Consider the following 26,257-nt stretch of genomic DNA (forward strand, 5'->3'; position numbering starts at 1 on the left):
AAAAAAAGCGACAAGAACGTCGCTTTTAAATTATACGGTCATGATTTCTTTTTCTTTAACAGCAAATACTTCATCAATTTTTTTGATATAGTTGTCAGTTAAACCTTGTACATCTTTCTCTGCATTTTTTAGAAGATCCTCAGAGATCCCATCTGCTTTTTTCAGGTCGTTATTCGCTTCTTTTCTTGCGTTTCTAATACCAACTTTTGCGTCTTCTACTTCGGCTTTTGCTTGTTTTGCTAAATCACGTCTGCGTTCTTCTGTTAGAGGCGGAACGTTGATAATAATAAGATCACCATTATTCATTGGGTTAAAACCAAGGTTAGCGTACATAATACCGCGCTCAATTTCTTGAAGCATATTTTTTTCCCAAGGTTGCACGGTAATCGTTCTACCATCTGTAGTATTTACATTGGCAACTTGAGCTAATGGCGTTTGTGAACCATAATAATCTACCATTACACTACCAAGCATGGCAGGGCTAGCTTTACCAGCTCTAATGTTGGATAATTGTTTTTCTAGATGCTTCATGGCGTTTACCATTGCTTCTTTTGTTCCGTCTATTATAAATTGGATGTCTTCGTTCATTTTTTAAGAAATTTTAATATACTAGTTTAGTTTTCAAAAACTAAGCCAAAGTTTAGATTCGCTTTTTTAAGGGAATACCAATTTTGGGGTGTACTAAGATAATTACTTGTTATGAAAGTTACAAGTTTACTTTTGTACCAATATTTTCACCAGAAACTACTTTCATTAAGTTTCCTCTTTTATTCATATCAAAAACAATGATTGGTAATTTGTTTTCTTGGCTTAAGGTAAATGCTGTTGTGTCCATTACTTTTAGTCCTTTACGCAATACATCATCAAAAGTAATATGGTCAAATTTAATTGCTGTACTATCTTTTTCTGGATCTGCATTGTAAATCCCATCTACACGAGTTCCTTTTAAAATGACATCTGCTTCAATTTCAATAGCTCTTAAAACTGCTGCAGAATCTGTAGTAAAATATGGATTCCCTGTTCCACCACCAAAAATAACAACACGACCTTTACGTAAATGGCTCATTGCTTTTCTACGAATAAAAGGCTCTGCTACTTCGTTAATTTTTATGGCAGTTTGTAAACGGGTTTTAACATCGGCATCTTCTAGAGCATTTTGTAACGCTAAACCGTTAATAACAGTTGCTAACATTCCCATATGATCTCCTTGTACGCGATCCATACCATTCATGGCTCCAGCAACACCTCTAAAAATGTTTCCACCACCAATTACAATGGCAACTTCTATACCTAGCTCTGTAATTTCTTTAATGTCATGTGCATATTCTGCTAAACGTTCTGGATCAATACCATATTGGCGATTTCCCATTAAGGCTTCCCCAGATAATTTTAAAAGAATTCTTTTGTATTTCATTTTGTTTAGCTAATTGTGAGCTTACTGCTTTTTGCAGAAACTTAGAGTTTAGCAAATATAATCAATATCTTTTTTTACGAAAGCAGAATTGTAGAAATAAAAAAACCACTACGTCATAAATTGAAGAGTAGTGGTTTTTAAAAATGGTGTTTCTTATTTATTCTATTTTAGTTAATGTCCAAATACTATTTTCTGGTATGGTAATCTTTTCATTAGTATTATTAATATTACCAGTGTTGTTAATTCTCATTCTAATTTTTTCTACTCCATTTTCTACAAAACGTGTCATTTTAATTCTACCATAAACACCTGGTTTTGTTTTTTCCTGAATAGCAAGAATAATAAAACGTGTATTTGGTGCACATGCTGGGCAAGGTGGAAAACCTCTATTATCTGTTGTAATATCATCAGATAAAATACTATTATCTTCGTTAATAATATTTAGCACTTCATTTGGTACATCTAGTAATAAAGGAGGAAAAGAATTTACTAAAACTATTCCATTTTCTCTGTATTTATATTCACCAACTAATTCATCAAAAGAATCTCCATCTGCATCAGTGCGGTTTATTTTTTTGTTAAATATTATCTCTAAAGAATTGGTTCCGTTTTCCCATTTCCATCTGCCAATATATGCATCGAAGTCATTATCGATATCTTTAAAATAATTATTAATATGAGTTCTATCGACTTGTTGTCCTTCCTCTACAAATATTGGAACAATATTTTTTTGTGCTTTGCAGCTAAAAAAAGAGACTAATACTAAAGTTATAATTAATATATTTTTCATGATTTTTAAAGATATAAAAAAACCACTACGTCTTTAAAAAAAAGAGTAGTGGTTTTTTAATAATTTATTCTAGTTAACGATTTCCGCTTTCACGGAAATGAAAAAATATAATTTTCTATCCTAAAGATACACGTTTAAATGCAGTAACAGTAAGATTTTTAGATGCTACATATTCTGCAACAGTCATTTTTTCATCTTTAATAAACTTTTGATCTAATAAACATTGTTCTTGATCTAAAGTTGTGTTATCGCTAACAAAACGTTCCATTTTTCCAGGAAGAATTCTATCCCAAATTTGCTCTGGTTTTCCTTCTGCTTTTAATTCCGCTTTAGCAGCTTCTTCTGCTTTTGCTAAAACTTCAGGAGTTAGTTGTGCCATAGAAATAAATTCAGGTACGTTTTTAAGTGTTTTACCTAAACGACCTAATTCAATATTATCTTTTTCTATAACTGCAATTCTTGCTTCTGTTTCACTTGCTACAAATGCAGGATCAAAACCTTTATAAGATAAAGAAGTTGCTCCCATAGATGCTACTTGCATTGCTACGTCTTTTGCTACTGCTTCTGCATCATCTGTTTTTTCAGATAAACCAACTAAAGCCCCAATTTTGTTAATATGTACGTACGTACCAACATAAGGTGCTTCTAATTTTTCAAATCCGTTGATTTCTAATTTCTCACCAACAACACCTGTTTGCTCTACTAATTTTTCAGCAACTGTCATTCCTCCAAAATCTGCAGCTAAGAAATCTTCTTTATTATCAAAGTTGATTGCTATGTCTGCAAATTGGTTAGCTAATGCTAAGAAAGATTCGTTTTTACCAACAAAATCCGTTTCACATCCTAAAACTATAGTTACACCAACAGTGTTGTCTGCATTAATTTTAGAAACTGCTGCACCTTCACTAGAGTCACGATCTGCTCTTTTAGCTGCTACTTTTTGTCCTTTTTTACGTAAAACTTCAATTGCTTTGTCAAAATTACCTTCTGCTTCTACTAAAGCATTCTTGCAATCCATCATTCCAGCTCCTGTAGCTTGTCTTAATTTGTTTACTTCTGCCGCTGTTATTTTTACCATAGCTTGCCTATATTTTGTAATTTAAAAAAGTCGTACCATCAAATTTCTAAAAAGAAAAAGAACGAAACGACTTTTTTAAGTTGTGTTAATGTTATATTATTCTTCCTCGTCTTTTGCTACTTCCGCTTTTTCTGCTTTAGGAGCTGGAGCTGCTGCTTTCTTTTCTGCCTTTGGAGCATCTTTTTCTGCTTTACGCTCTGCTAAACCACCAGCAATTGCATTAGTAACATGCGTTAAAATCTTGTCAATTGATTTAGAAGCATCATCATTTGATGGTATAACGTAATCTACTTGACGTGGATCAGAGTTCGTATCTACCATTGCAAATATTGGAATGTTTAATTTTTGTGCTTCTTTAATTGCAATATGCTCACGCTTAATATCTACAACAAATAAAGCTGCTGGTAAACGAGTCATATCGTTAATAGAACCTAAATTCTTTTCTAATTTAGCTCTTAAACGATCTACTTGTAATCTTTCTTTTTTAGAAAGAGTCATGAATGTTCCATCTTTCTTCATTCTATCAATAGTAGCCATTTTTTTAACAGCTTTTCTAATAGTAACAAAGTTGGTTAACATTCCACCAGGCCAACGCTCAGTAATGTAAGGCATATCTACGCTACCTGCTTTTTCTGAAACGATGTCTTTTGCTTGTTTTTTTGTAGCAACAAATAAAATTTTACGACCGGAAGCTGCAATTTTTGCAAGTGCATCTCCAGCTTCGTCCATTTTAGCTGCTGTTTTATAAAGGTTGATTATATGGATGCCATTACGCTCCATATATACGTAAGGAGCCATATTTGGATCCCACTTACGTGTAAGGTGACCAAAGTGTACACCTGCTTCAAGTAATTCTTTTACTTCTACTGCCATTTTGAAATAGTTTACGTTCTGTTGATTAGCAATGTTCCATTTTGCTTTTCGCTTATAGCGGATAGCTTTTTGGCTTCATTTAGATGCTTAACTAAATCCTGTGCTTTTAAATTAAAGACGCTAGGACAACAATAACTGTTTAAATTTTGTTTTATTTTCAACAGAATGGAAAGACTGTAAAACAGATTTCCAATACTGTTGAAGGATACTATTAACGTTTCGAGAATTGGAATTTCTTACGCGCTTTCTTCTGTCCGAATTTCTTACGCTCCACCATTCTTGGATCTCTTGTTAATAAACCTTCTGGTTTTAAAATTAATCTGTTTTCAGCATCTATTTCGCACATTGCACGAGATAAACCTAAACGGATTGCTTCTGCTTGACCTGTAATACCTCCTCCGAATACATTAACTGTAATATCAAAGTTGCCATCGTTGTTAGTCATAACTAAAGGTTGATTTACTTTGTACTGCAAGGTTGCAGTAGAAAAGTAATCTGTCATGTCTTTTTTATTTACTGTTATCTTCCCAGTTCCTGCGGCAAGATATACACGTGCAACAGCCGTTTTTCTACGACCAATTTTGTGAATTACATCCATGTTATTTGAATTCTTCTAAGTTAATTGTTTTTGGTTTTTGAGCTTCATGTGTATGAGCTGTACCAACAACAACATTTAAATTACGGAATATTGCTGCACCTAATTTGTTTTTAGGAAGCATTCCTTTTACTGATTTTTCTACTAATCTTGTTGGATCTTTTCCAAACAATTCTGTAGCAGTTAAACTTCTTTGACCACCTGGGTAACCAGTATGACGGATATAAGATTTGTCCGTCCACTTTTTCCCTGTTAAGTTGATTTTTTCTGCATTGATAACAATTACGTTATCTCCACAATCAACATGTGGTGTGAAGCTAGGTTTATGTTTTCCTCTTAAAAGTTTTGCAACTTTAGAAGATAAACGACCCAAAGATTGACCTTCAGCATCCACTAAAACCCACTGCTTATCTACAGTAGCTTTGTTTGCTGAAATCGTTTTGTAGCTTAATGTGTCCACGTTATTAATAATTTTTTTACCCGTCTATAGACTAGGTAGATTAAACATTCCTCTCTCAAAAAGAGTTTGCAAATTTACGATTATATATTTGAATACCAAATAGTGAGGTAATTTATTTTTTTATTGATTTTCAATAGGTTAAACTTACTTCCTAAGGAAGGATACTTTAAAATAGATTTTTAAAGCGATACCTATTATGTATTGCTCTCTTTTATTAGCTTTGCATTTCTAAAAAAACATAGATATGATTTCAGTAGATGCTTTAGCAGTTGAGTTTAGTGGGCACACCTTATTTAGTGATGTGTCTTTTACTATTAATGAAAATGATAAGATTGCATTAATGGGTAAAAATGGTGCGGGAAAATCTACTATGATGAAGATTATTGCTGGTGTACAAAATGGAACTCGCGGCCATGTGCGTTATCCAAAAGAAGCGGTAATAGCATATTTACCACAACATTTATTAACCGAAGATAATACTACTGTTTTTGACGAAGCCTCTAAAGCCTTTAGTCACGTATATACCATGCGTGATGAAATGGATGCTCTAAATAAGGAATTAGAAACGCGAACCGATTATGAATCGGATGCCTACATGAAAATTATTGAGCGTGTTTCCGATTTAGGGGAAAAATATTATGCATTAGAAGATGTAAATTATGATGCTGAAGTAGAAAAGGCATTAAAAGGATTAGGTTTTAAACAAGAAGATTTTACTAGACTAACCAATGAATTTAGTGGTGGTTGGCGTATGCGAATAGAACTGGCTAAAATTTTATTACAGAAACCAGACCTTATATTATTAGATGAGCCTACCAATCATATTGATATCGAATCTGTAATTTGGCTGGAAGACTTTTTAGTAAATAAAGCGAATGCGGTAGTTGTGATTTCACATGATAAAGCGTTTATCGATAATATTACCAATCGTACTATTGAAGTAACTATGGGACGTATTTATGATTATAAAGCAAATTATAGTCATTATTTACAATTGCGTGAAGATAGACGTGTACATCAAATTAAGGCATTTCAAGAGCAACAACGATATATTGCAGATAATCAAGCTTTTATTGATAGGTTTAAAGGGACGTTTTCTAAAACCAATCAGGTGACTTCTCGTGAGCGCATGTTAGAGAAATTAGAAATTATTGAAGTCGACGATTTAGATACTTCGGCATTAAAACTGCGTTTCCCGAAAACGCAACGTTCTGGTGATTATCCGGTAACGGTAAAAGATGTTTCTAAATCTTACGATGCACATGTGGTGTTTAATAACGCGAATATGTCTATTGCTCGTGGTGAAAAAGTATGTTTTGTAGGTAGAAACGGAGAAGGTAAATCGACCATGATAAAAGCTATTTTAGGTGAAATAGAGGTGGAAGGTACTTGTTCTTTAGGGCATAATGTGAAAGTGGGATATTTTGCACAAAACCAAGCCGCTTTATTAGATGAAGAGCTAACGGTTTTTCAAACCGTAGATGAAGTTGCTAAAGGAGATGTACGTACACAGATAAAAAACATTCTAGGTCGTTTTATGTTTAAAGGGGAAGATATTGACAAAAAAGTAAGTGTGCTTTCCGGAGGTGAAAAAACCAGATTGGCGATGGTGAAACTTTTATTAGAGCCTGTAAACTTGCTTATTTTAGATGAACCTACAAACCATTTAGATTTAAAATCTAAAGATGTACTAAAGGAAGCTTTATTAGATTTTGATGGTACTTTAATATTAGTATCACACGATAGAGATTTTCTACAAGGTTTATCTAATAAAGTATTCGAGTTTAAAGACAAACGTGTCATCGAGCATTTTGAAACCGTGGATGATTTCTTAGCTAGAAATAGAATAGAAAGCTTAAAAGCTATTGATTTATAATCGATTTATTTTATAAGGGTTTTAAAACGATTTCATTTTTGGAATCGTTTTTGTATTTAACAGTATGCACAATATTTAATTTAACCATTAGTTATATCCTTATGAGAGTATTATTAGCCATCGTATTTCTGTTTTATTCCTTAAGTTCTTTTGCGCAATGGGAACCTGGTTTTGATGTTAAAGAAGCTACTTCTACCATTGCTATGTGTAATAGTTTTAATTTTATAGAACAATATGGAACTAGCGAAAATATAATTCCGCAACATTTCAATTTGCACTATACTTCAGATGTACTAGGAATGGATAATAAGTTTGAAGTTTATGAAAACGAAAATGTAGGCGTTATTAACTATAGAGGTTCTACAGATAAAATGATTAGTTGGGTAGAAAATTGCTACTCTGCTATGATTCCGGCAACAGGAGAAATTATTATAGATGAGAAAGTGCATGATTATACTTTTGCTTCCAATGAAAATGCTGCGGTTCATGCTGGCTACGGATTAACAGTGGTGATGCTTTCCGAAGAAATTATAGAACAAATCCAAGTCTTAAACAAAAAAGGAATTTATAATATTATGATAACGGGTCATAGTCAAGGTGGTGCTTTGGCAAGCCTGACAAGAGCATATTTAGAAAATTTACCAAAAGGCGAAGTATCTAAAAAAAATAGATATAAAACCTATGCGTATGCGCAACCTATGTCTGGAAATAAAGAGTTTGCCGAAGAATACAATACTAGATTTAGTGATGCAGGAACGAGTTATTCTATTATAAATGCCGAAGATCCTGTGCCTTATATGCCTTTTAATTATGAAGAAGAAAAACTAATTACGAAGAAAAAAATTGGGGCATGGATTTTTGGTGATAGCCAATTTAAAGCAAAGAAACTTGGTCAAGATGCTTTTATACGTTTGTTTGAAAGAGGATTGACTGGTTATGTAAAAGGCAGCAACTCGTTAATTAATAAGATTCTAGGATTGAAATTCGGAAAGATTGAAATGCCAGCATTTGTGGCTGATATTAATTATTATCCTACAGGAGAATTGAAAGAGCTTCCTGTATTTGACTATCCTAAAGTGGAAGTAGATGTTCGTGATGTGACCGAAAAAGAATTAAGTGCATTAGAACAAGATGCCAATGGAAAATGGTATAAAAAGGAAGCTAAATTTTTTCAGCATAAGCCTTATAATTATTATGTCGCTGTGTTAAAAAAATGGAATGCTCCTGCGTATAACCAATTAGAAGATAGGTATTTGCTTAGTGATTTGTAAAAGTTACTATTTTTATTCTCAGTTTGTAAACCCTGATTTTATATTTTATATGCGGTAGCATTTCTTCCCAAAAACATAGAAATCAAACTATATTTACTGGCTTTATTTTATTTCTGTAGACTTTACACTTCTAAAATATATGCTAAACCCTTTTATAATAATGGTTAAGAGTCTTTTTTTGACTATTTTTGCAGCAATATGCAAGAATTAAAACTTTCAGATTGGTTACCTACCACAAACAAAGAGGTGAAAATACGCGGTTGGCAAGAGCTAGACGTTATACTTTTTAGTGGAGATGCTTATGTAGATCACCCTACGTTTGGTCCTGCAGTAATTGGTCGTATGTTAGAAAGTTTTGGTTTGCGTGTTGCTATTGTACCGCAACCTAGTGTAACCGATAATTTACAAGATTTTGTAAAATTAGGGAAGCCAAAATTATTTTTTGGTGTCACAGGAGGTTGTATGGATCCTATGATTAGCAACTATAATGCGAATAAAAAAAGAAGGGATAAAGATGCCTATACGCCAAATGGTGATATTGGTTTTAGACCCGATTATGCAACTTCTGTATATTCTAAAATATTAAAAGACAAATGGCCAGATACACCAGTTTTAATTGGTGGAATAGAAGCGTCATTGCGTCGTGTTACACATTACGATTATTGGAGTGATAAGCTAATGCCATCTATTTTAGAAACTTCTAAAGCAGATATGTTAGTGTACGGAATGGGAGAACAACCCTTACGTGAAGTAGTGCGTTTATTAGAAAAAGGAGTTCCTTTTTCTAGTATAAATACCGTGAATCAAACCGCTGTATTAATGAATAAGGATGAAAAAATTCCGAAAAACAGTAATTGGGAAGACATAGAAATCCAGTCTCATGAAGTTTGTTTAAAGGACAAGAAGAAATATGCTTCTAATTTTAAAACCATAGAGCAAGAATCCAATAAGCTTGCAGCAAGAAGAATTTTTCAAAAAATAGGGGATAAGACGTTGATGATAAATCCGCCGTATCCTACCATGACAGAAGCTGAAATTGATGCTTCTTTCGATTTACCATATACCAGATTACCACATCCAAAATATAATAAGCGTGGGCCAATTCCTGCATTCGAAATGATTAAGTTTTCCATCAACATTCACAGAGGATGTTTTGGAGGTTGTAGCTTTTGTACTATTTCTGCGCATCAAGGAAAATTTATTGCGTCCCGTAGTAAAGAGTCTATTTTAAAAGAAGTAGATACGGTTGCAAATATGCCAGACTTTAAAGGCTATTTGAGCGATATTGGAGGGCCAAGTGCCAATATGTATCAAATGAAAGGAAAAGTACAATCTATTTGTGATAAGTGTGTTGCACCTAGTTGTATTTCTCCAGTAATATGTAGTAATTTAGATACGTCGCATAAGCCGTTAACCGAATTATACCAAGCGGTAGATAGTCATCCAAAAGTAAAAAAATCTTTTATAGGTTCTGGAATTAGACATGATATGTTGGTGCCAGAATTTAATAAAAATGCAGATCCGAAAGAATTGGATGCCTATACTGAAGAAGTGATGACGAAGCACGTTTCTGGTCGACTTAAAGTAGCGCCAGAACATACTAGTGATCCGGTTTTAAAACTGATGCGTAAACCATCGTTTAAATACTTCCATAAGTTTAAAGAGCGTTTTGATAAGATTAATGTAGCCAAGAATTTAAAGCTTCAGTTGATTCCTTATTTTATATCAAACCATCCTGCTTGTGAAGTAGAAGATATGGCAAACCTAGCTGCCGAAACGAAAGATTTGGGTTTTCAGCTAGAACAAGTACAAGGTTTTACACCAACGCCAATGACGGTTGCTACGGTAATTTATTATAGTGGTTATCATCCCTACACGCTTAAAAAAGTGAACACACCAATTACTAGAAAAGAGAAAGATGAACAACATCGTTTTTTCTTCTGGTATAAAGAGGAAAATAAAGCGTGGATAAAAAAGACTTTAAATAGGTTAGGGCGTGAAGATTTACTAAAAGTTCTGCTTCCTGAAAAAGATGAAAAGTGGCGTAAAAATAAACCAACAGGGGACGCTAAAAACACATTTAATGATGCTGTTGCACCTATTCCTTTTAATCAAAGAAAGGATAAAGCGAAGTTTAGAGGTAAGAAGAAAAGACGTTAGGTTTTTAAACGTGTTATTTTAAAAATATAGTTTTTTTCTGAAAGTACTTTTTTTTCAAAGTTATGGCTTTCGTTCTTTAAGTTTTGAAGGAGGTTTTAGTGTTATTTCAATTGTTTTTTACTTGAAATCCGAAAATTACTACATGGGTTAAAAAGACTTTTATAATTGCATTATTGGAAGCTATTTGCTTCGTATGCTGCACTCGCAAAGAAATCAAACCTCTTTTTTGTAATAGGTTTCTAAAACAGCATCTATCGTATCTACAACTTGTTTCGCATTCTCTTTCGTGAAACATAAAGGAGGTTTCGTTTTTAGTACACTATCATCGGGACCATCTGTACTAATAAGAATAAAGCGGTGTCGCAGTTCATTTTTAATATAATGCGCCAATTCGGTATTTGGTGCTATACTGTTTTCCTTTACTATTTCAACGCCAATAAATAATCCAGAACCACGCACATCACCAATACAATGATATTTCTCTTTTAGTTTTTTGAAAAGCGACAGGTAATAATCTCCAACCAATTTGGCGTTTTGCTGTAGTTGGCTATTCTCAATTTCTTGTAAAACGGTTAATGCTATTTTACAGGACACAGGATTACCCCCAAAAGAACTGAAAAATTCCACACCTTTTTCGAATGAACTAGCAATTTCTTTGGTAGTAACCACAGCGCCCATTGGATGTCCATTAGCAATTGGTTTGCCTAGAATTACAATATCCGGAATGACCTCTTGCGCTTCAAATCCCCAAAAATGATCTCCTAAACGTCCAAAACCAGTTTGTACTTCATCGCTTATGCAAACACCACCTTGTTTTCTAATGGCTGGATAAATTGCTTTTAAATAACCTTTTGCTAAAGGCACTTGTCCGCCACAACCAACTACAGGTTCTGTGATAAATGCGGAAATTTTAGAAGCGCTATTTTCCATTTGTGCAATCGCATCTTTTGCATATGCTTGCCCAGCGGTTCCATCATTGTTGGTGTATTTTCCTCTATAGGTATCTGGAATTTTGGTTTTAATAATATGATTTTTTTCGCCTTGCCCTTTTTGATTCGCATACTTGTAATGGCTAATGTCTATTGCCATTTGCGTATTGCCATGATAGCCATGTTCCATAACCATTATGGTATTTTGGTTGGTATGTGCATTCGCTAGTCGTATGGCTAAATCACTTGCCGCACTTCCCGAATTTACAAAGAAAACAGTATCCAGTTCCTTTGGGAATTTAGAAAGCAAAGCCTCGGCATATTCCGGAAAAGCGTCAAATAAGTATCTCGTGTTTGTATTTAAGGTTGCGATTTGTAGTGACGCTTTTTTTGTGATTTCAGGATGTGCATGACCAATATGCGGAATGTTATTATAGGCATCCAAAAACGTATTTCCGTAGCCATCATACATATATTGAAAAGCGGAACCTTTCATGTAAATAGGTTCATCGTAACTTAACGATAATATCGGACTCGTTAGCTTATGACGTTCTGTAATTAAATCGGTTATCGATTTTGACGTTTCCACCTTAAAACCTGCTGCCTTGTAAAATGCGTTTTTCGCTTGTATCGGATTTGTTTTTAGCCATTTGTTAAGCATGTTCCAAGCGTTTTTTTCACTAACCGAAGCATAAACATTTTCTGGGTCTGCTTTTTTTGCGTGAGCGGAATTACAAACACTAATACATAATCTACCAGCAATCAGATAATATAAGAGGTCTAATTCTTTTTGTTCTAAAGGAAGGATTTTATGATAACCTTTTATAAAATGAATGGCCCATTCTAAAGGTGCTTCTTTATCATAGCAAGCATAGGTTATAGCAACAGCAACTTCATTAATTAATGGTGCATGTGCCAAATCTCCAAAATCTATTAATCCGGAAATAGCATTGTCTTTTACTAAAACATTCCACTCATTCACATCGTTGTGAATAACCGATTTTCGTAATTCCGGTAGTATAGGAGTTACATGAAATTCATATTGCTGAAAGAAATAAGAAACTAAGTTTCTATCGCTTGCATTCTCAATATCGGTAATATATTTTTTATTCAGCTGCAGGTATTGTAAATCCCATTCCCATTGTCTCGCTTTTAAAACATAGTTATTCCGCTTTAAAAGTTCCAGATCCATTTGCGCAGTGAAAGTTCCAATGGACGTTATCAATTCTGGTGTGTGTTTGGCATCCCCTAAAAAAGTACCATCCAAAAAAGTTAATAATCTACAGATGGTTTTTATACCATTAATTTCTGTGATCTTTATAAACGCACCAGTAGTAAATGCTATAGGTTTCGGAAAAGAGGAACTCTTGTTTAGCGCATTTAAAACGCTGTTTTCAGCTTCAATTAAAGCTAATATGTCTTCCGTAAAGGTGTAGGTTTTAAAAATGTATGTCTCGGAAGTGGTTTTTAATAAATAATTGATATTATCATAACCATGGAGTTTTTTTAAAGCAACAATTTCGAAATCAAACCAATTTTTAATGGTGTTTAGCATACGTCGGATGTATTGGGTAATGCTAATTTAAGGAATTATCAAGTTCTTTTGGTGGCAATAATTAGAGGAATATAATTTTAATTTATTGTTTATGTGAGAAACGATAATACTTTATTATTACTATTTATAATGGCTTTTAAAAAAGTACCTTTGCCACTGTATTATTTACCTATAGATTTTAATTATTAACCTGTAAATACTACCGATTATTTTATTATTACGACTTGCAACGTCATTCGTCTGCAATTCCATTTAACACCATACAAACTATGATTTCTGATATAATTATAAACAAACCAGTACCTTTTTTACCAGAGCAACCATTGCCACAATTTAATCGCTCTATAAACGTGAAGCGTACTATTCGAGGTTTAGAAGCTGGTAAACCTATAATGATAACCGAATTTTATAGTAACGGTTTACAATTACTTAAAGAGTTGCAAAAACATCTTAAAGAGAAGTTTCCTGGAGATTCTTTTACAGAGCAACGTGCATATCGTTCGGCATTTAGAGAACTATCTAGTCTTATTTATATAAAAATTGAAGCACATCAATTAGCCGTGAAAAAAGCACCATCTATTGGTTGGTTGGAAAAACTGTATCCCGAAAACGAGAGTTTTTTATTACCATTTACTAAAGTACAAGGCTTAAATAGCGCTTGGCAATGGCATCTAAACGGAATTACGGTTCCTGTGTTGCGAAATAAAATCCATCCTTTTTATGGTGTGTATTTCCCAACGCGTTTTGATCATTTAATACTTTTAGATAATTGGTTGAAACGTTACGACGGACCAAAAAAATCGGCAATAGATGTTGGCATAGGAAGCGGCGTTTTATCCTTTCAAATGGTAAAGCATGGTTTTCAGAAAGTATTTGGTACAGATACCAACCCAAATGCTATTGTTGGTTTAACAGAAACTATGGGAGATACTAAAATGTCTCGTAAAATAGATCTTGATTATGCACCTCTTTTTGGGAAGTTCGATAAGCCTAGCGAATTGATTGTTTTTAATCCGCCATGGTTACCAGCTTCGCAAGAAATGGATACCAATGACGAAGCTATTTATTATAACGAAACCCTTTTTCCGGAGTTCTTTGTCGAAGCTAAAAAACGATTACTTCCAGAAGGAAAATTAGTGATTCTGTTTTCTAATATGGCACAAATAACAGAGGTTACTAAAGAACATCCTATAGAAAAAGAACTTGCAGAAGGCGGACGCTTTAAATTAGAAAACCGCTTAACACGAAAAGTAAAACTGGCTTCCGATAAAACCAAACGCGACCAAAATTGGCGCGCCGAAGAAGAAGTGGAGCTTTGGGAGTTGGTGGGTGCTTAGGGATTGTTTTTTATTTTAGGTTTCTTGCTCTGACACCCCTCAAGTCCCCTCAAGGGGACATTTATTCACGTTAACTAATTCACATTTTAGGATAATAAGATGCTTAATATTCTTAACTCTAAAGTTTAATATTTAGGATTGTCCCCTTGAGGGTTATTAAAATGAAAATGCATTTTTATTGAAGATATCGAGCATAGCTCTAGGGGTGTTTTTAATGTTTTTTTGTTCCCATTAATTCAATTCAAGTTACTACAAAAGGTTTCATAGATAAAACCAAACGCTACCAGAATTGGCGTGGGGAAGAAAAGTAGTGCTTTTGGAATTAGTGCATGCTTAGAGATTGATTTTTGTTTTATGTTTTTTGCTCGGACACCCCTCAAGTCCCCTCAAGGGGACATTTGTTCACGTTAACTAATTAACATTTTAGGATAATAAGATGCTTAATATTCTTAACTCTAAAGTTTAATATTTAGGATTGTCCCCTTGAGGGGACTTTAGGGGTGTTTTTTATGTTTTTTTGTTCCCATTCATTCAATTCAAGTTACTGCAAAAGGTTTCATAGATAAAACCAAACGCAACTTAAAAAGGAAATCCTAATTTTATGGAAAACCATTTTCTAGGCATTCCATTTTTAATTATATTACTACTATGAAAAAACGACTACAAATAATTAACGGTATTGCATTTGTTTGTGTTATTGTAATGAATTATTTATCCAACACCGGATTATTAAACAATACCACCATAGGAGAAGTTTCTAAGCAATACCATACCTTATTTACACCTGCAGGCTATGCCTTTTCCATTTGGGGACTTATCTATGTGCTCGTATTCGGTTTTGTTATTTACCAAGGACGAAGCTTGTTTGTAAACGTAAGAGATGATGCTTTTGTACTAAAAACAGGTTGGTGGTTTTTAGCGTCTTGCATTGCAAATTGTTTATGGATTATAACCTGGATTTATGGCTATACCTTACTATCTTCTATATTTATTTTTATACTGCTATTCTCCTTATTACAAATTGTGCTTAAAAATAACATGGAATTGGTAGACGAGCCTATTTCTGTTATCCTTTTTTTATGGTGGCCTTTTGTAATTTATAGTGGTTGGGTTACCGTAGCTAGTATAGCAAACGTCTCCGCAGTTTTAGTAAAATACAACTGGGATGGTTTTGGACTCTCGCCAACCGTTTGGACCGTTTTACTTATTGGTATCGCCATGGGAATAAACCTAATTATTACCTGGACACGTAACATGCGCGAGTTTGCACTTGTTGGTGCTTGGGCTTTAATTGCTATTTATGTAGCGAATAGCGATGGGAATACTACCGTAGCGTACACAGCGGTAATTGCTGCTGCTATTTTAATACTTAGCAGTTTTGCGCATGCTTTTAAAAATCGGGAAACGAATCCTGCGATTAAGTGTTTGGAGTATTTTAGGGTCGAGAAATAAAACTCTCAAGCAGAAGTATTAGAGCTTGTTATGCGCTTAGCACCTTTACAAATTCACCTATAATTCTCATTTCTTTAGCACGCTCTTCGTCAAGAATTATATTTTTAAAATTTTTATCATAGGAATTAGGTTTCAGCATAATAGAATCATGTTGATAGCCTTCTTCTGTAACTGTTTTTTCACTTGAATAGGTTTTTACAGTAAAAGCAGAATTGAAATCAGGGTCAAAGTAATCTCTATTTTCTATTAATAAAATTTTCCCACTACGAGAGCCTGTTACATTTTTTTTGAATATACATATGGAGTTATTTGGAATAGTCTTATTCATTGACTCGCCTATTACTCTACATGCGAAATAATCATCTGTTGCATATCTTTCTTGTACAGGAATTAGGTTGTATTCTTTTTCATCTTGCATTTCACTAAAATTACCTGCTGCTGCATGAAAATTGTATAATGGAATCGTGTGATTAGATTCTATTATTGTTTCTGGAATATCCATTTCAAGTTGAATAGCATTGTTTTCTGTTAGCTTTGTAATAACTGATTTATTAATTTTTGAACCTGTATTTTCCTCTAAATATTGATACATGGAGTCAGAAACTGGATTTTCTAAATCAAAACGAATTTTGACTACGGAAACTTTTTTTCCACTATCACTATTCATTTTTGTTTGTTCAACATTAGTTTTTTGTGGGTTAATATCTCCCATATAATAGAAATCAGTTCCTTCGTCGTTGTTTTTTTTAATAAATAGAGGAAGGCGAATTTCACCATTATTTCCTAGAATAGATTGAACATCTTTACTGTCTATTTTTCTATTCGATTTCGACATCCAATCAAACTCTTTTTGATTTACGAATTCGTCTTCATATTTAGTAGATTCAGAGATATCTTCTTCTTTATGATAATTTACAAATATTGGGCAATATTTATTGTCTGGACTTACTAAGTAGCCGCCAACATTTTGAGCAACTGGATTTTCGGAAAAATTTAAAATCCTAAAAACATCTTTTCTTGAATACTTTCTATATAAATGAAATCCATCATTCCATTTGTTGGCATCAAAGTTTTTGTTGAAATTATAAAGAGAATATTCTATTGTGTCTAGTAAAAATTCTTTAAAACTAGAATCATTTAAAAGTGTTTTAAATTCATTTTCCAATGAGAATATATCATTTTCTAATTTGAGAATGTTCAAATTATAAATATCTCTAACAGGTACCAGTTTTCCTTGTTTTTTCTCTCTTACGAATTCAAAATTGATATTTGAAACACAAGAAGAAATAGTTTCTTTTGATATGTTATAATTATACTTTTCTTTGATTTTGGCTTTTAGTTTTTCGATATTAAAACTTCCAGAAATAATCGTTTCTTTTAGTATGACAGACTCTTCTATTCGTTTAGAATTATTTATTTCTTTTGAAAATAATTCTAATAATTTTATTTGCTTTATGCTTAAAACTGCGGTAAAATTCTTTTCGGTTCTATTTAAAAAATTGTAGTACGACTTTGAGTGATTAACATATAAATAAGGGTCTCTAGAATCATTTTTCACAAAATCCATCATCATTGGAATACGCCCGATTCTACTTTTTAAATTATTGTAGTCTATTTTTAAATCCGTTAGCAATTGCATCTTTGCAGAATCAATTGAAGCATATATTCTTTCTTTAGTGATTTCATCAAAATTAATAGTTGATTCACCTGGAATCATACTGCTGCCTTCTGAAATTAACTTTCGTATTTTATCTTTATTGAAAGAAGTGTCACCATATAAAGCGATTGGTATTAAATAATTGTTTTTATAATTACCAATAAAATCAATGATAGTTAAGTAGTACTTGTTGTCTGTTTTTCTTAATCCTCGTCCTAATTGCTGAATGAATATTATTGCCGATTGGGTTGGGCGAATCATAATGACTTGATTGATTTTTGGTATATCAATTCCTTCATTAAAAATATCAACAGTGAAAATGTAATCTAATTTGATTGATAAATCGTCACTTTCTAATAGCTCTATGGCTTTTGTTCTTTCTTCTTCTGAACTATCTCCAGTTAAGGCTTTAGTTTTATATCCTCTTAGGTTAAATTTATCGGATAATTCTTTGGCTTCAATTTTTTTAGAACAAAAAATTAAACCTCGTGTAATTCCGTTGTCCGAACCATAAAACTCAATTTTAGAAATAATTTTATGGACTCTCTCTTCAGCTGTTAAAAGTCTGAAGTCAGATTCATTTTCAAGTATTTCGTTATTAACTGATAAGTCTGTTACGCCATAATAATGAAATGGAATAAGCATATTCTCTTCCATTGCTTTATTCAATCTAATCTCATAAGCTATATTGTGGTCAAACAAGCTATAAATGTCTTTGTCGTCTGTTCTGTCAGGTGTTGCAGTCATACCAAGAAGAAACCTTGGGTTGAAATAATCTATTAATCTAATATATGAATCAGCTCCGGAACGATGGGATTCATCGATAATGATATAGTCGAAGAAATCTTTGTCAAATTGTTCTAAATGATTTGATTTTGAAATTGTTTGAACAGTTGAAAACACAAAGTCTTTATCTAATTCTCTTTGATTTCCGGAGTACAATCCCATTGTTTTAGACTTTCCAAAAATAGTTTTAAAAGTCTCCATGGCTTTCTTGGCAATGTTTAATCGGTGTACAACAAATAGAAGTTTTTTAGGATTAAAAGCTTTGGCATCAAAAGCAGCTAGGTATGTTTTACCTGTTCCGGTTGCAGAGATTATAAGCGCTTTATTATTTTCTTTTCTTAAGTTTTTTAAGTTCTCTAATGCATCAGTTTGCATAGAGTTTGGAGTTATTTCTAAATTGAGCCCTTTAGATAATTCTTCTTCACTCTTTTTATAAACTAGAAATTGTTTTTTATAAATAGCTTCATATTTTTCAATATAAGTTTCATTTACAGTTTCACCTATTTCAAAATCCTCTAGAAATTCAGTTATTACTTTATCTACTATTGAACTTGAGTTTCTTGCGGAAACTTTCATGTTCCACTCTTTATTTGTGGATAGTGCAGATGAGGTTAAATTACTACTCCCAATAACTAAATTATAATATCCGGAATGTTTAAAAATATAACCTTTTGAATGTGAGTTTTCTTTCGTTATTATTTTTAATTCTATATTTTTAAATTGTAACAGTCTTTTTAACGCTTCGGGTTGTGTGAAGTTGAGATACTGAGAAACAAGAATTTTTCCTTTTACACCTTTTTCTTCAAGGGATTTAAAAGTATTTATTAATGCTGCGACACCACTTGTTGTGACAAAAGCAACAGATATATAAAAGCTCTCGCAATTTTCTAGTTCTTTTATTATTGTAGAGAGAACTTTTTTTCTTGGAATTTTTCTGTTTACAAGTAATTCGGGTTGATAAAGTGCATCTGAACCTATTGACTTATCAATGAATCCAGTTAATAGGCTATCTTTAAAATCATCATTAAATGTTTTATTCATTCTCAATTAATCTATTAACTATTGGAATATCAGCTTCCGCCCAATCCAATTGATTTAAGGTTTTTGTTGTGAGCCATTTAGACGAAATGTGTTCGTTTAATTCAATTTCTTTCGTTTCAGAATAACATTTAAAACTATGCATTGTTAATTCAAAATCTGGATACTGATGAACTACAGTCATAAATAAATCATCAATTTTAGTTGGCACAAAATTTAGCTCTTCAATTAGTTCTCTTTTTAAAGCCTCTACTTTTGATTCTCCTTTTTCAATTTTACCTCCAGGAAATTCGAATTTTTCTGAGATATAAGGGAGTTTATTTTCTGGTCTTTGAACGCAGAAAATTTTATTTTCAAAATATATTATTGCTGCAACAACTTCAATCTTTTTCATTTCAAATATAAACGATGATTCTTAAATTATTTTACGGTTTCCCGTATATTCCTAAATTTCTCCTAATGCGCCTCCAACCAATTCAACCCAGTATCCATTTCCACATCCAAAGGCACATCCATCACAAAAGCACTCTCCATTTCCGTTTTAATCAACGTTTTCATTTCGGCTAGTTCCGGTTTATAGACATCAAAAACCAATTCATCATGTACCTGTAGCAGCATTTTGGTTTTATAATTCCCAGCTTCTAGTTTGTTATAAATATTAATCATGGCAATTTTAATAATATCTGCAGCAGAACCTTGAATGGGCGCATTTACCGCATTACGCTCTGCAGCACCACGCACAATCGCATTGGCACTATTAATATCTTTTAGGTAACGTCTTCTATCTAAAACCGTTTTTACATAGCCATGATCCCTAGCAAAATCTACCTGTTCGCTCATGTATTGTTTCAGTTTTGGGTAGGTTTCGTAATAGGTATCAATAAGCTCTTTGGCTTCCCCACGCGATAAATCGGTTTGGTTACTCAGTCCAAAAGCAGAAACACCATACACAATTCCAAAGTTTACCGTTTTGGCATTACTACGTTGCGCTCTGGTTACTTCGTCTAGCGGAATACCAAATACTTTTGCAGCGGTAGAAGCGTGAATATCTTCTCCGTTTTTAAAGGCTTCAATCATGGTTTCTTCTTTACTTAAAGCGGCAATAATACGCAGTTCTATCTGACTGTAATCGGCAGCAAGTAAAATGTACTCGTCATTTCTCGGAATAAACGCTTTTCGCACTTGTCGTCCACGTTCGGTACGGATAGGTATATTCTGTAAATTCGGATTGTTACTACTTAGTCTTCCTGTAGCAGCAACGGTTTGCATATAATCGGTGTGCACACGTCCTGTTGCTTCTTCCACTTGTAATGGTAAGGCATCCACATAGGTGCTTTTTAGTTTTGCCAATCCGCGATATTCTAAAATATCTCTAATGATCTCGTGCTCTTTTGCTAAAGCAGATAAAATATCTTCCCCCGTTTTATATTGTCCCGTTTTTGTTTTTTTCGGTTTGTCTACTAATTTTAGTTTTTCAAATAAGATGATTCCTAATTGTTTTGGCGATGCGATGTTGAACTCTTCACCTGCAACGGCATAAATTTTAGCTACTAAGGTTTCAATGTCTTTGTTTAAGTCTTCGGCTAGGCCATTTAAAAACGGAACATCTAATTTTATTCCTTCTAATTCCATAGCTGCTAGTACGCGCAACAACGGCACTTCAATATCTTCAAATAATTTTTTGGTGTTTGCTTCGCCTAATTCTTTTTCAAAATGTTCTTTTAATTGCAAGGTGATATCTGCATCTTCTACCGCATATTCGGTTTGTTTTTCTAACGGAACATCACGCATCGATAATTGGTTTTTACCTTTTTTACCAATCAGTTCTACAATAGAAACTGGCGTGTAGTTTAAGTAGGTTTCTGCTAATATATCCATGTTGTGTCGCATGTCTGGATTTATCAAATAATGCGCGATCATGGTGTCAAATAACGGACCTTTAACTTGCAGGTTATATTTTGCTAATACTTTAATGTCGTATTTTAAATTCTGACCAATCTTCTGAATGTTTTCTGCTTCAAAAAAGCATCGTAATGCTTCGATGATAGCCTGTGCTTCTTCTTGGTCTTCCGGAAACGATAAATAGAATCCTTTGCCAACTTCCCAGGAAAATGAAATCCCTACGAGTTCTGCGGTCAACGGATTTAAGCCTGTGGTTTCGGTATCAAAACACACACTCGTTTGGTTCATTAAGTTTTTAATGAATAACTTGGTTGCCATTCCTGGCGCTACACTTTGGTAGAAATGCGAGTAGGTGGCTATGGTTTTTCTGGCGAATGGGTCTTGTGTTGTCGCTTCCGCGGAATTGACTTCGCCTCCAAACAAATTAAATTGCCCTGCTCCAGCATTTTCCGCTTCCTTTGGTGTTACTTTTATTTCTGCTTTAACGGAAGCAGTTTCGGTAGTTTTAGCTGTTGCTTCTGCAGGAACAGTAAATGTTTTGGTGAAATTATCTATTAATCTTCTAAACTCTAATTCTTGAAAAATTTCGGTCACCTTCGGAATATCTGGTTCCGACATTTCAAAATCTTTGGCATCAAAAGTCACCGGAACATCTAGCATAATCGTTGCTAGTTTTTTAGAAAGTAAACCAAGTTCTTGATTGGCTTCTATTTTTTCTTTCATTTTACCTTTCAGCTCGTGGGTATTTGCAAAAAGATTTTCCATACTTCCGTAAGCAGCTAAAAACTTCTTGGCTGTTTTTTCTCCAACACCAGGAAGCCCAGGAATATTATCACTAGCATCGCCCATCATTCCTAAAAAGTCAATCACTTGTAACGGATCGGTAACTTCAAATTTCTTTTGTACTTCTGGGATTCCCCAAGTTTCATAACCACCACCAAACATTGGTCGGTACATAAATATGTTTTCACTTACCAACTGTGCAAAATCCTTATCCGGAGTAACCATAAACGTTTGGTATCCTTCTTTTTCTGCTTGTTTTGCTAAAGTCCCAATAATATCATCGGCTTCAAACCCTGCTTTTACTACAATAGGAATATGCATGGCTTTTAAAATCTCCATGATATACGGAATGGCAGTTTTTATACCTTCCGGCGTTTCATCTCTATTCGCTTTATACGCTTCAAACATTTCTACACGATCTGCAGATCCGCCTTTATCAAAACATACCGCTAAATGATCTGGTCTTTCGCGCTTAATAACGTCTAAAAGAGAATTCATAAAACCCATAATGGCTGAGGTATCTTCCCCTTTAGAATTGATTCTCGGATTTTTTATAAAGGCATAGTAGCCACGGAAAATTAATGCGAAAGCATCAATTAAAAACACACGTTTGTTATCTGACATTTGATTTTGAGTATAAGTGTTTGTCTGTTCGAGCGCAGTCGAGAACTCTCTTTTGGGTGGTATTAACCTCTCGACTGCGCTCGAGGAGACAAAAGAATGACGATTCTTAATTAGAAATCTGTTCGACTGCAAATTACAATTTCTTTAAAAACTAAAGAACCTCATTATTAATAAAGTTATTAAAAAATTGCTACGTATTTTTGCGGAAAATATTTTTAGATGAACACATTTTCAATTGCCATTCACGGTGGCGCAGGAACTTTAGTAAAAGGAATGATGACACCAGCATTGGAAGCAAAATATAAAGCAGCTTTACAATTGGCATTAGATGCAGGTTATAAAGTGCTAGAAAATCATGGAACTGCTACCGAAGCTGTAGAAACAGCAGTGGTTGTTTTAGAAGATTCGCCTTTATTCAATGCGGGAAAAGGAAGCGTTTTTACTGCAACCGAATCTCATGAAATGGATGCTTCTATTATGGATGGAAAAACATTAAATGCAGGAGCGGTTAGTTTAATTACCGGAATTAAAAATCCAGTTAGTTTGGCGCGTGATGTGATGGAAAAAAGCGAACATGTTTTTCTTGCTGGCGAAGGTGCTATGCAGTTTGCTAAAGAGTTAGATTATACCTTAGAAGATGCATCGTATTTCTACGATGAATTGCGACATAATCAATGGTTAGAAATAAAAGATACCGATAGTTTTCAATTGGATCACGCTAAAAAGAAGGATTCTAAATTTGGAACTGTAGGCGCTGTTGCTTGTGATAAAGATGGTAATATAGCTGCCGCAACTTCTACTGGTGGAATGACCAATAAAAAATGGGGACGCGTAGGGGATAGTCCGATGATTGGTGCGGGAAACTATGCCAATAATAAAACCTGTGCAATTTCTTGTACTGGAAGTGGTGAGTTTTTTATTCGTGGTGTGGTTGCTTATGATGTTGCTTGCTTAATCGAGCATAAAGGAATGAGTTTAGAAGCTGCATCTAACGAGGTAATTAATAAACGTATTCTAGAAATTAAAGGTGATGGTGGATTAATTGCTGTCGATACCAAAGGAAATATCGCGATGCCTTTTAATACCGAAGGCATGTATCGCGCTAGTAAATCTTCTACAGGAATGGAAGAGGTTTCTATTTATAAATAAAAAAAAGGCTTCTCGATACAATTTGTTCATGCTTCACAAATCACTCGAAGTGACAAGCTAGAACTTTAATTGGATTTCATTGTCAGTTCGAGTGATGCGACCAAAGGAGCATTGTATCGAGAACTATTTGTGTTTGCTTCTCGATACAATTTTTTCATGCTTCACAAATCACTCCAAGTGACAAGCAGTATTTTAATTGGATTTCATTGTCAGTTCGAGTGATTTCGATTTTTAACGAAATAGTATCGAGAACCTATTTATTGTTAAATTTCTTCTTTGAGAGATTAGGTAGTTTTTCGAATGTATTATTTATTAAAGCTTCCTTTTTCGCTCTGGACCATTTCTTAATCTGTTTTTCACAAGCAATAGCGTGATTTGGATTTGAAAATGTAGTATGAAAAACTAATTTGATTGGTCTTCTTTTAAACGTATAACAATCTGGGTATTTGCCTGTTTTATGCTCTATAATTCTAATATTTAATCTAGAACTAAATCCTGTGTAGTAACTTTTATCGGAACACTCTAATATGTAAACGTAATATGTTTTCATGTTTAAAGTTAGTAAAAAAATGTTTGCTTCTCGATACAATTTGCTCATGCTTCACAAATCACTCGAAGTGACAAGTAGTATTTTAATTGGATTTTATTGTCAGTTCGAGTGATGCGACCAAAGGAGCATTGTATCGAGAACTATCGTGTTGACTTCTCGATACAATTTTCTCGTGCCTCGAAAACCACTCGAAGTGACAAGCGGTATTTTAATTGGATTTCATTGTCAGTTCGAGTGATGCGACCAAAGGAGCATTGTATCGAGAACTATTTGTATTGGCTTCTCGATACAATTTGTTCATGCTTCACAAACCACTTGAAGTGACAAGCAGTATTTTTTGGATTAAAGTTCATTGTCAGTTCGAGTGATGCGACCAAAGGAGCATTGTATCGAGAACTATTTGTGTTTGCTTCTCGATACAATTTGTTCATGCTTCACAAACCACTCGAAGTGACAAGTAGTGTTTTAATAGGGTTTCATTGTCAGTTCGAGTGATGCGACCAAAGGAGCGTTGTATCGAGAACTATTTGTATTGACTTCTCGATACAATTTTATCGTACCTCGAAAACCACTCGAAGTGACAAGTAGTATTTTAATTGGATTTCATTGTCAGTTCGAGTGATGCGACCAAAGGAGCATTGTATCGAGAACTTATCGTGTTTGCTTCTCGATACAATTTTATCGTACCTCGAAAACCACTCGAAGTGACAAGCAGTATTTTTTTAATTGGATTTCATTGTCAGTTCGAGTGATGCGACCAAAGGAGCATTGTATCGAGAACTATTTGTGTTTGCTTCTTGATACAATTTTCTCGTGCCTCGAAAACCACTCGAAGTGACAATTAAAGATGAGGTAGTTCCGCGTTAGGGATTGCAGCGGCATCCTTTTTTATGTCAGTTCGAGTACAATTGCTTTTTCGCAATTTTGTATCGAGAACCAGTAAAAAAGATATAGCGGAAAGCCTGACGTTTTGTGGTCCTGCGAGGTTTTTTTAACCTTGTAGGTAGGAGCAAAAGGTAACGCCCAACCCATGTTAAAACTTCGGTGGGCTAATCAAAAAAAATATTAATAGGTATGAGATTCCTGTCTGCGCAGTAATTTAGGAGTTCAGATAAAAGGAGCTTCGATAGGTAGCACTTCTACTTCTTTATTTTTAATATTAAAACGGTCTCCGTTAGATAGAATATGCGTTCTTAAATTGGTTAGAGACATTGGTGTGCCTTCTTTTAAAACCTTATGGTTGTTATGTTTTAGCTTTCTTCCGTCAAAAATAATTACCATTCCAGAGCCTATTACTTCTAAAACGCCATTTTTAATAATAAGTCCGGTGTCTTCTGCTAAGCCAAGTCCGACAAGCTTTGGAAATTGTGCAACCGCTTCCGATATGCGTCCGAAACGACCTCTTTTAATAAAGTGCGTGTCTATAATTAATTCCGGGATTAAAGCTAATCCTTTATACATAGTAACTGCTCCTTTTATAAATGCTTCTGAAGCAGATCCGCCAGCAATCATTTCTTGAGACATCATCATTGCACCAGCACTGGTACCTGCAATAACAAAACCTTCTTCGTTTTTATAGCGATCTACCAAAATAGTATGCATGGTAGTACCTCCAATTTTATCGGTGATTTTAGATTGATCTCCTCCAGAAAACATGACACAATCTGCCTCTTTGATTAAATCGATAGCTACTTGTTTTTCAGAGTCTTCTTTACTTCTTATGTCTAGAATAGTAACGTTTTTACAACCTAAAGTAGTAAATGCTTCCATGTAATTTTCACCAACTTCTACAGGGATACTAGATGCGGTAGGTATCACCACAATATTAGCGTCTATTCCTCCAGCTTCTTCAACTACATGAAACAAAATACCTTCGCTTATAAATTCTAACGTATATTGTTCACTTTCTTCAATTCCTTTATCTTCATTTCCTCCTATAGGAATTAACGTTCCGTTAAATCTATGCATCTATTTATCA

19 protein-coding genes are annotated in these 26,257 nt (G+C 33.9%); 6 read left to right on the forward strand and 13 right to left on the reverse strand.

The features are described 5' to 3' along the window. Positions 1-30: 30 nt before the first annotated feature. From frr to rplM, 7 genes are all read right to left on the reverse strand, one after another. A complete protein-coding gene (gene frr / locus ACVCZW_RS17080; protein ID WP_452230899.1) occupies positions 31-588 on the reverse strand; it encodes a ribosome recycling factor in 558 nt (185 codons plus the stop codon). A gap of 118 nt (positions 589-706) precedes the next feature. Next, a complete protein-coding gene (pyrH, locus tag ACVCZW_RS17085) occupies positions 707-1,414 on the reverse strand; it encodes a UMP kinase (RefSeq protein WP_452230900.1) in 708 nt (235 codons plus the stop codon). Positions 1,415-1,571: 157 nt separating this feature from the next. Further along, a complete protein-coding gene (locus ACVCZW_RS17090; protein WP_452232994.1) occupies positions 1,572-2,204 on the reverse strand; it encodes a DUF6705 family protein in 633 nt (210 codons plus the stop codon). 115 nt (positions 2,205-2,319) lie between these two features. Next, the gene (tsf, locus tag ACVCZW_RS17095; RefSeq protein WP_452230901.1) at positions 2,320-3,282 is read right to left on the reverse strand and encodes a translation elongation factor Ts; all 963 of its coding nucleotides are present in this window, start codon (positions 3,280-3,282) and stop codon (positions 2,320-2,322) included. Between the two features lie 96 nt (positions 3,283-3,378). Then, entirely contained in the window at positions 3,379-4,155 is a 777-nt protein-coding gene (rpsB, locus tag ACVCZW_RS17100; protein ID WP_452230902.1) for a 30S ribosomal protein S2, read from the reverse strand. Between the two features lie 211 nt (positions 4,156-4,366). Beyond that, positions 4,367-4,753, reverse strand: coding sequence for a 30S ribosomal protein S9 (gene rpsI, locus ACVCZW_RS17105; RefSeq protein ID WP_452230903.1), 387 nt, complete (start codon positions 4,751-4,753; stop codon positions 4,367-4,369). A gap of 1 nt (position 4,754) precedes the next feature. Continuing rightward, positions 4,755-5,210, reverse strand: coding sequence for a 50S ribosomal protein L13 (rplM, locus tag ACVCZW_RS17110; RefSeq protein ID WP_452230904.1), 456 nt, complete (start codon positions 5,208-5,210; stop codon positions 4,755-4,757). A 244-nt stretch (positions 5,211-5,454) separates the two neighbouring features. Here rplM and ACVCZW_RS17115 point away from each other — a divergent pair, with 244 nt between their 5' ends. From ACVCZW_RS17115 to ACVCZW_RS17125, 3 genes are all read left to right on the forward strand, one after another. After that, on the forward strand, positions 5,455-7,086 hold the full coding sequence (locus ACVCZW_RS17115) for an ABC-F family ATP-binding cassette domain-containing protein (RefSeq protein WP_452230905.1): 1,632 nt from the start codon (positions 5,455-5,457) through the stop codon (positions 7,084-7,086). A 101-nt stretch (positions 7,087-7,187) separates the two neighbouring features. Next, entirely contained in the window at positions 7,188-8,357 is a 1,170-nt protein-coding gene (locus tag ACVCZW_RS17120) for a lipase family protein (protein ID WP_452230906.1), read from the forward strand. A gap of 198 nt (positions 8,358-8,555) precedes the next feature. Continuing rightward, positions 8,556-10,517: a YgiQ family radical SAM protein gene (locus tag ACVCZW_RS17125; RefSeq protein ID WP_452230907.1), complete on the forward strand. Its 1,962-nt coding sequence runs from the start codon at positions 8,556-8,558 to the stop codon at positions 10,515-10,517. 213 nt (positions 10,518-10,730) lie between these two features. On the opposite strand, the gene ACVCZW_RS17130 is transcribed toward ACVCZW_RS17125, so the two are convergent. Beyond that, positions 10,731-13,001, reverse strand: coding sequence for an aminotransferase class III-fold pyridoxal phosphate-dependent enzyme (locus tag ACVCZW_RS17130; protein ID WP_452232995.1), 2,271 nt, complete (start codon positions 12,999-13,001; stop codon positions 10,731-10,733). Between the two features lie 269 nt (positions 13,002-13,270). On the opposite strand from ACVCZW_RS17130, the gene ACVCZW_RS17135 reads away from it, so the two are divergent. Next, the gene (locus ACVCZW_RS17135; RefSeq protein ID WP_452232996.1) at positions 13,271-14,338 is read left to right on the forward strand and encodes a methyltransferase; all 1,068 of its coding nucleotides are present in this window, start codon (positions 13,271-13,273) and stop codon (positions 14,336-14,338) included. Between the two features lie 648 nt (positions 14,339-14,986). Continuing rightward, a complete protein-coding gene (locus ACVCZW_RS17140; RefSeq protein ID WP_452232997.1) occupies positions 14,987-15,790 on the forward strand; it encodes a tryptophan-rich sensory protein in 804 nt (267 codons plus the stop codon). 28 nt (positions 15,791-15,818) lie between these two features. Here the strand turns inward: ACVCZW_RS17140 and ACVCZW_RS17145 are convergent, their stop codons facing one another. The 3 genes from ACVCZW_RS17145 to polA form a co-directional block, all read right to left on the reverse strand. Further along, on the reverse strand, positions 15,819-19,274 hold the full coding sequence (locus ACVCZW_RS17145; RefSeq protein ID WP_452232998.1) for a DUF3427 domain-containing protein: 3,456 nt from the start codon (positions 19,272-19,274) through the stop codon (positions 15,819-15,821). Further along, positions 19,267-19,665 carry a (deoxy)nucleoside triphosphate pyrophosphohydrolase gene (locus ACVCZW_RS17150; protein ID WP_452232999.1) on the reverse strand — a complete coding sequence of 133 codons (399 nt, stop codon included), beginning with the start codon at positions 19,663-19,665 and terminating at the stop codon, positions 19,267-19,269. The genes ACVCZW_RS17145 and ACVCZW_RS17150 overlap by 8 nt, the downstream gene beginning before the upstream one ends. Before the next feature lie 62 nt (positions 19,666-19,727). Further along, positions 19,728-22,580 (reverse strand): DNA polymerase I, encoded by a 2,853-nt coding sequence (gene polA / locus ACVCZW_RS17155; RefSeq protein WP_452233000.1) that lies wholly within the window; start codon positions 22,578-22,580, stop codon positions 19,728-19,730. A gap of 219 nt (positions 22,581-22,799) precedes the next feature. On the opposite strand from polA, the gene ACVCZW_RS17160 reads away from it, so the two are divergent. After that, positions 22,800-23,729: an isoaspartyl peptidase/L-asparaginase family protein gene (locus ACVCZW_RS17160; protein WP_452233001.1), complete on the forward strand. Its 930-nt coding sequence runs from the start codon at positions 22,800-22,802 to the stop codon at positions 23,727-23,729. Between the two features lie 253 nt (positions 23,730-23,982). Here the strand turns inward: ACVCZW_RS17160 and ACVCZW_RS17165 are convergent, their stop codons facing one another. Beyond that, positions 23,983-24,279, reverse strand: a complete 297-nt coding sequence (locus ACVCZW_RS17165) for a GIY-YIG nuclease family protein (RefSeq protein WP_452233002.1) — start codon at positions 24,277-24,279, stop codon at positions 23,983-23,985. Positions 24,280-25,386: 1,107 nt separating this feature from the next. Next, the gene (locus ACVCZW_RS17170; protein WP_452230922.1) at positions 25,387-26,247 is read right to left on the reverse strand and encodes a cyanophycinase; all 861 of its coding nucleotides are present in this window, start codon (positions 26,245-26,247) and stop codon (positions 25,387-25,389) included. Between the last annotated feature and the right edge of the window lie 10 nt (positions 26,248-26,257).

The sequence above is a fragment of the Lacinutrix sp. MEBiC02595 genome, from assembly GCF_053601555.1.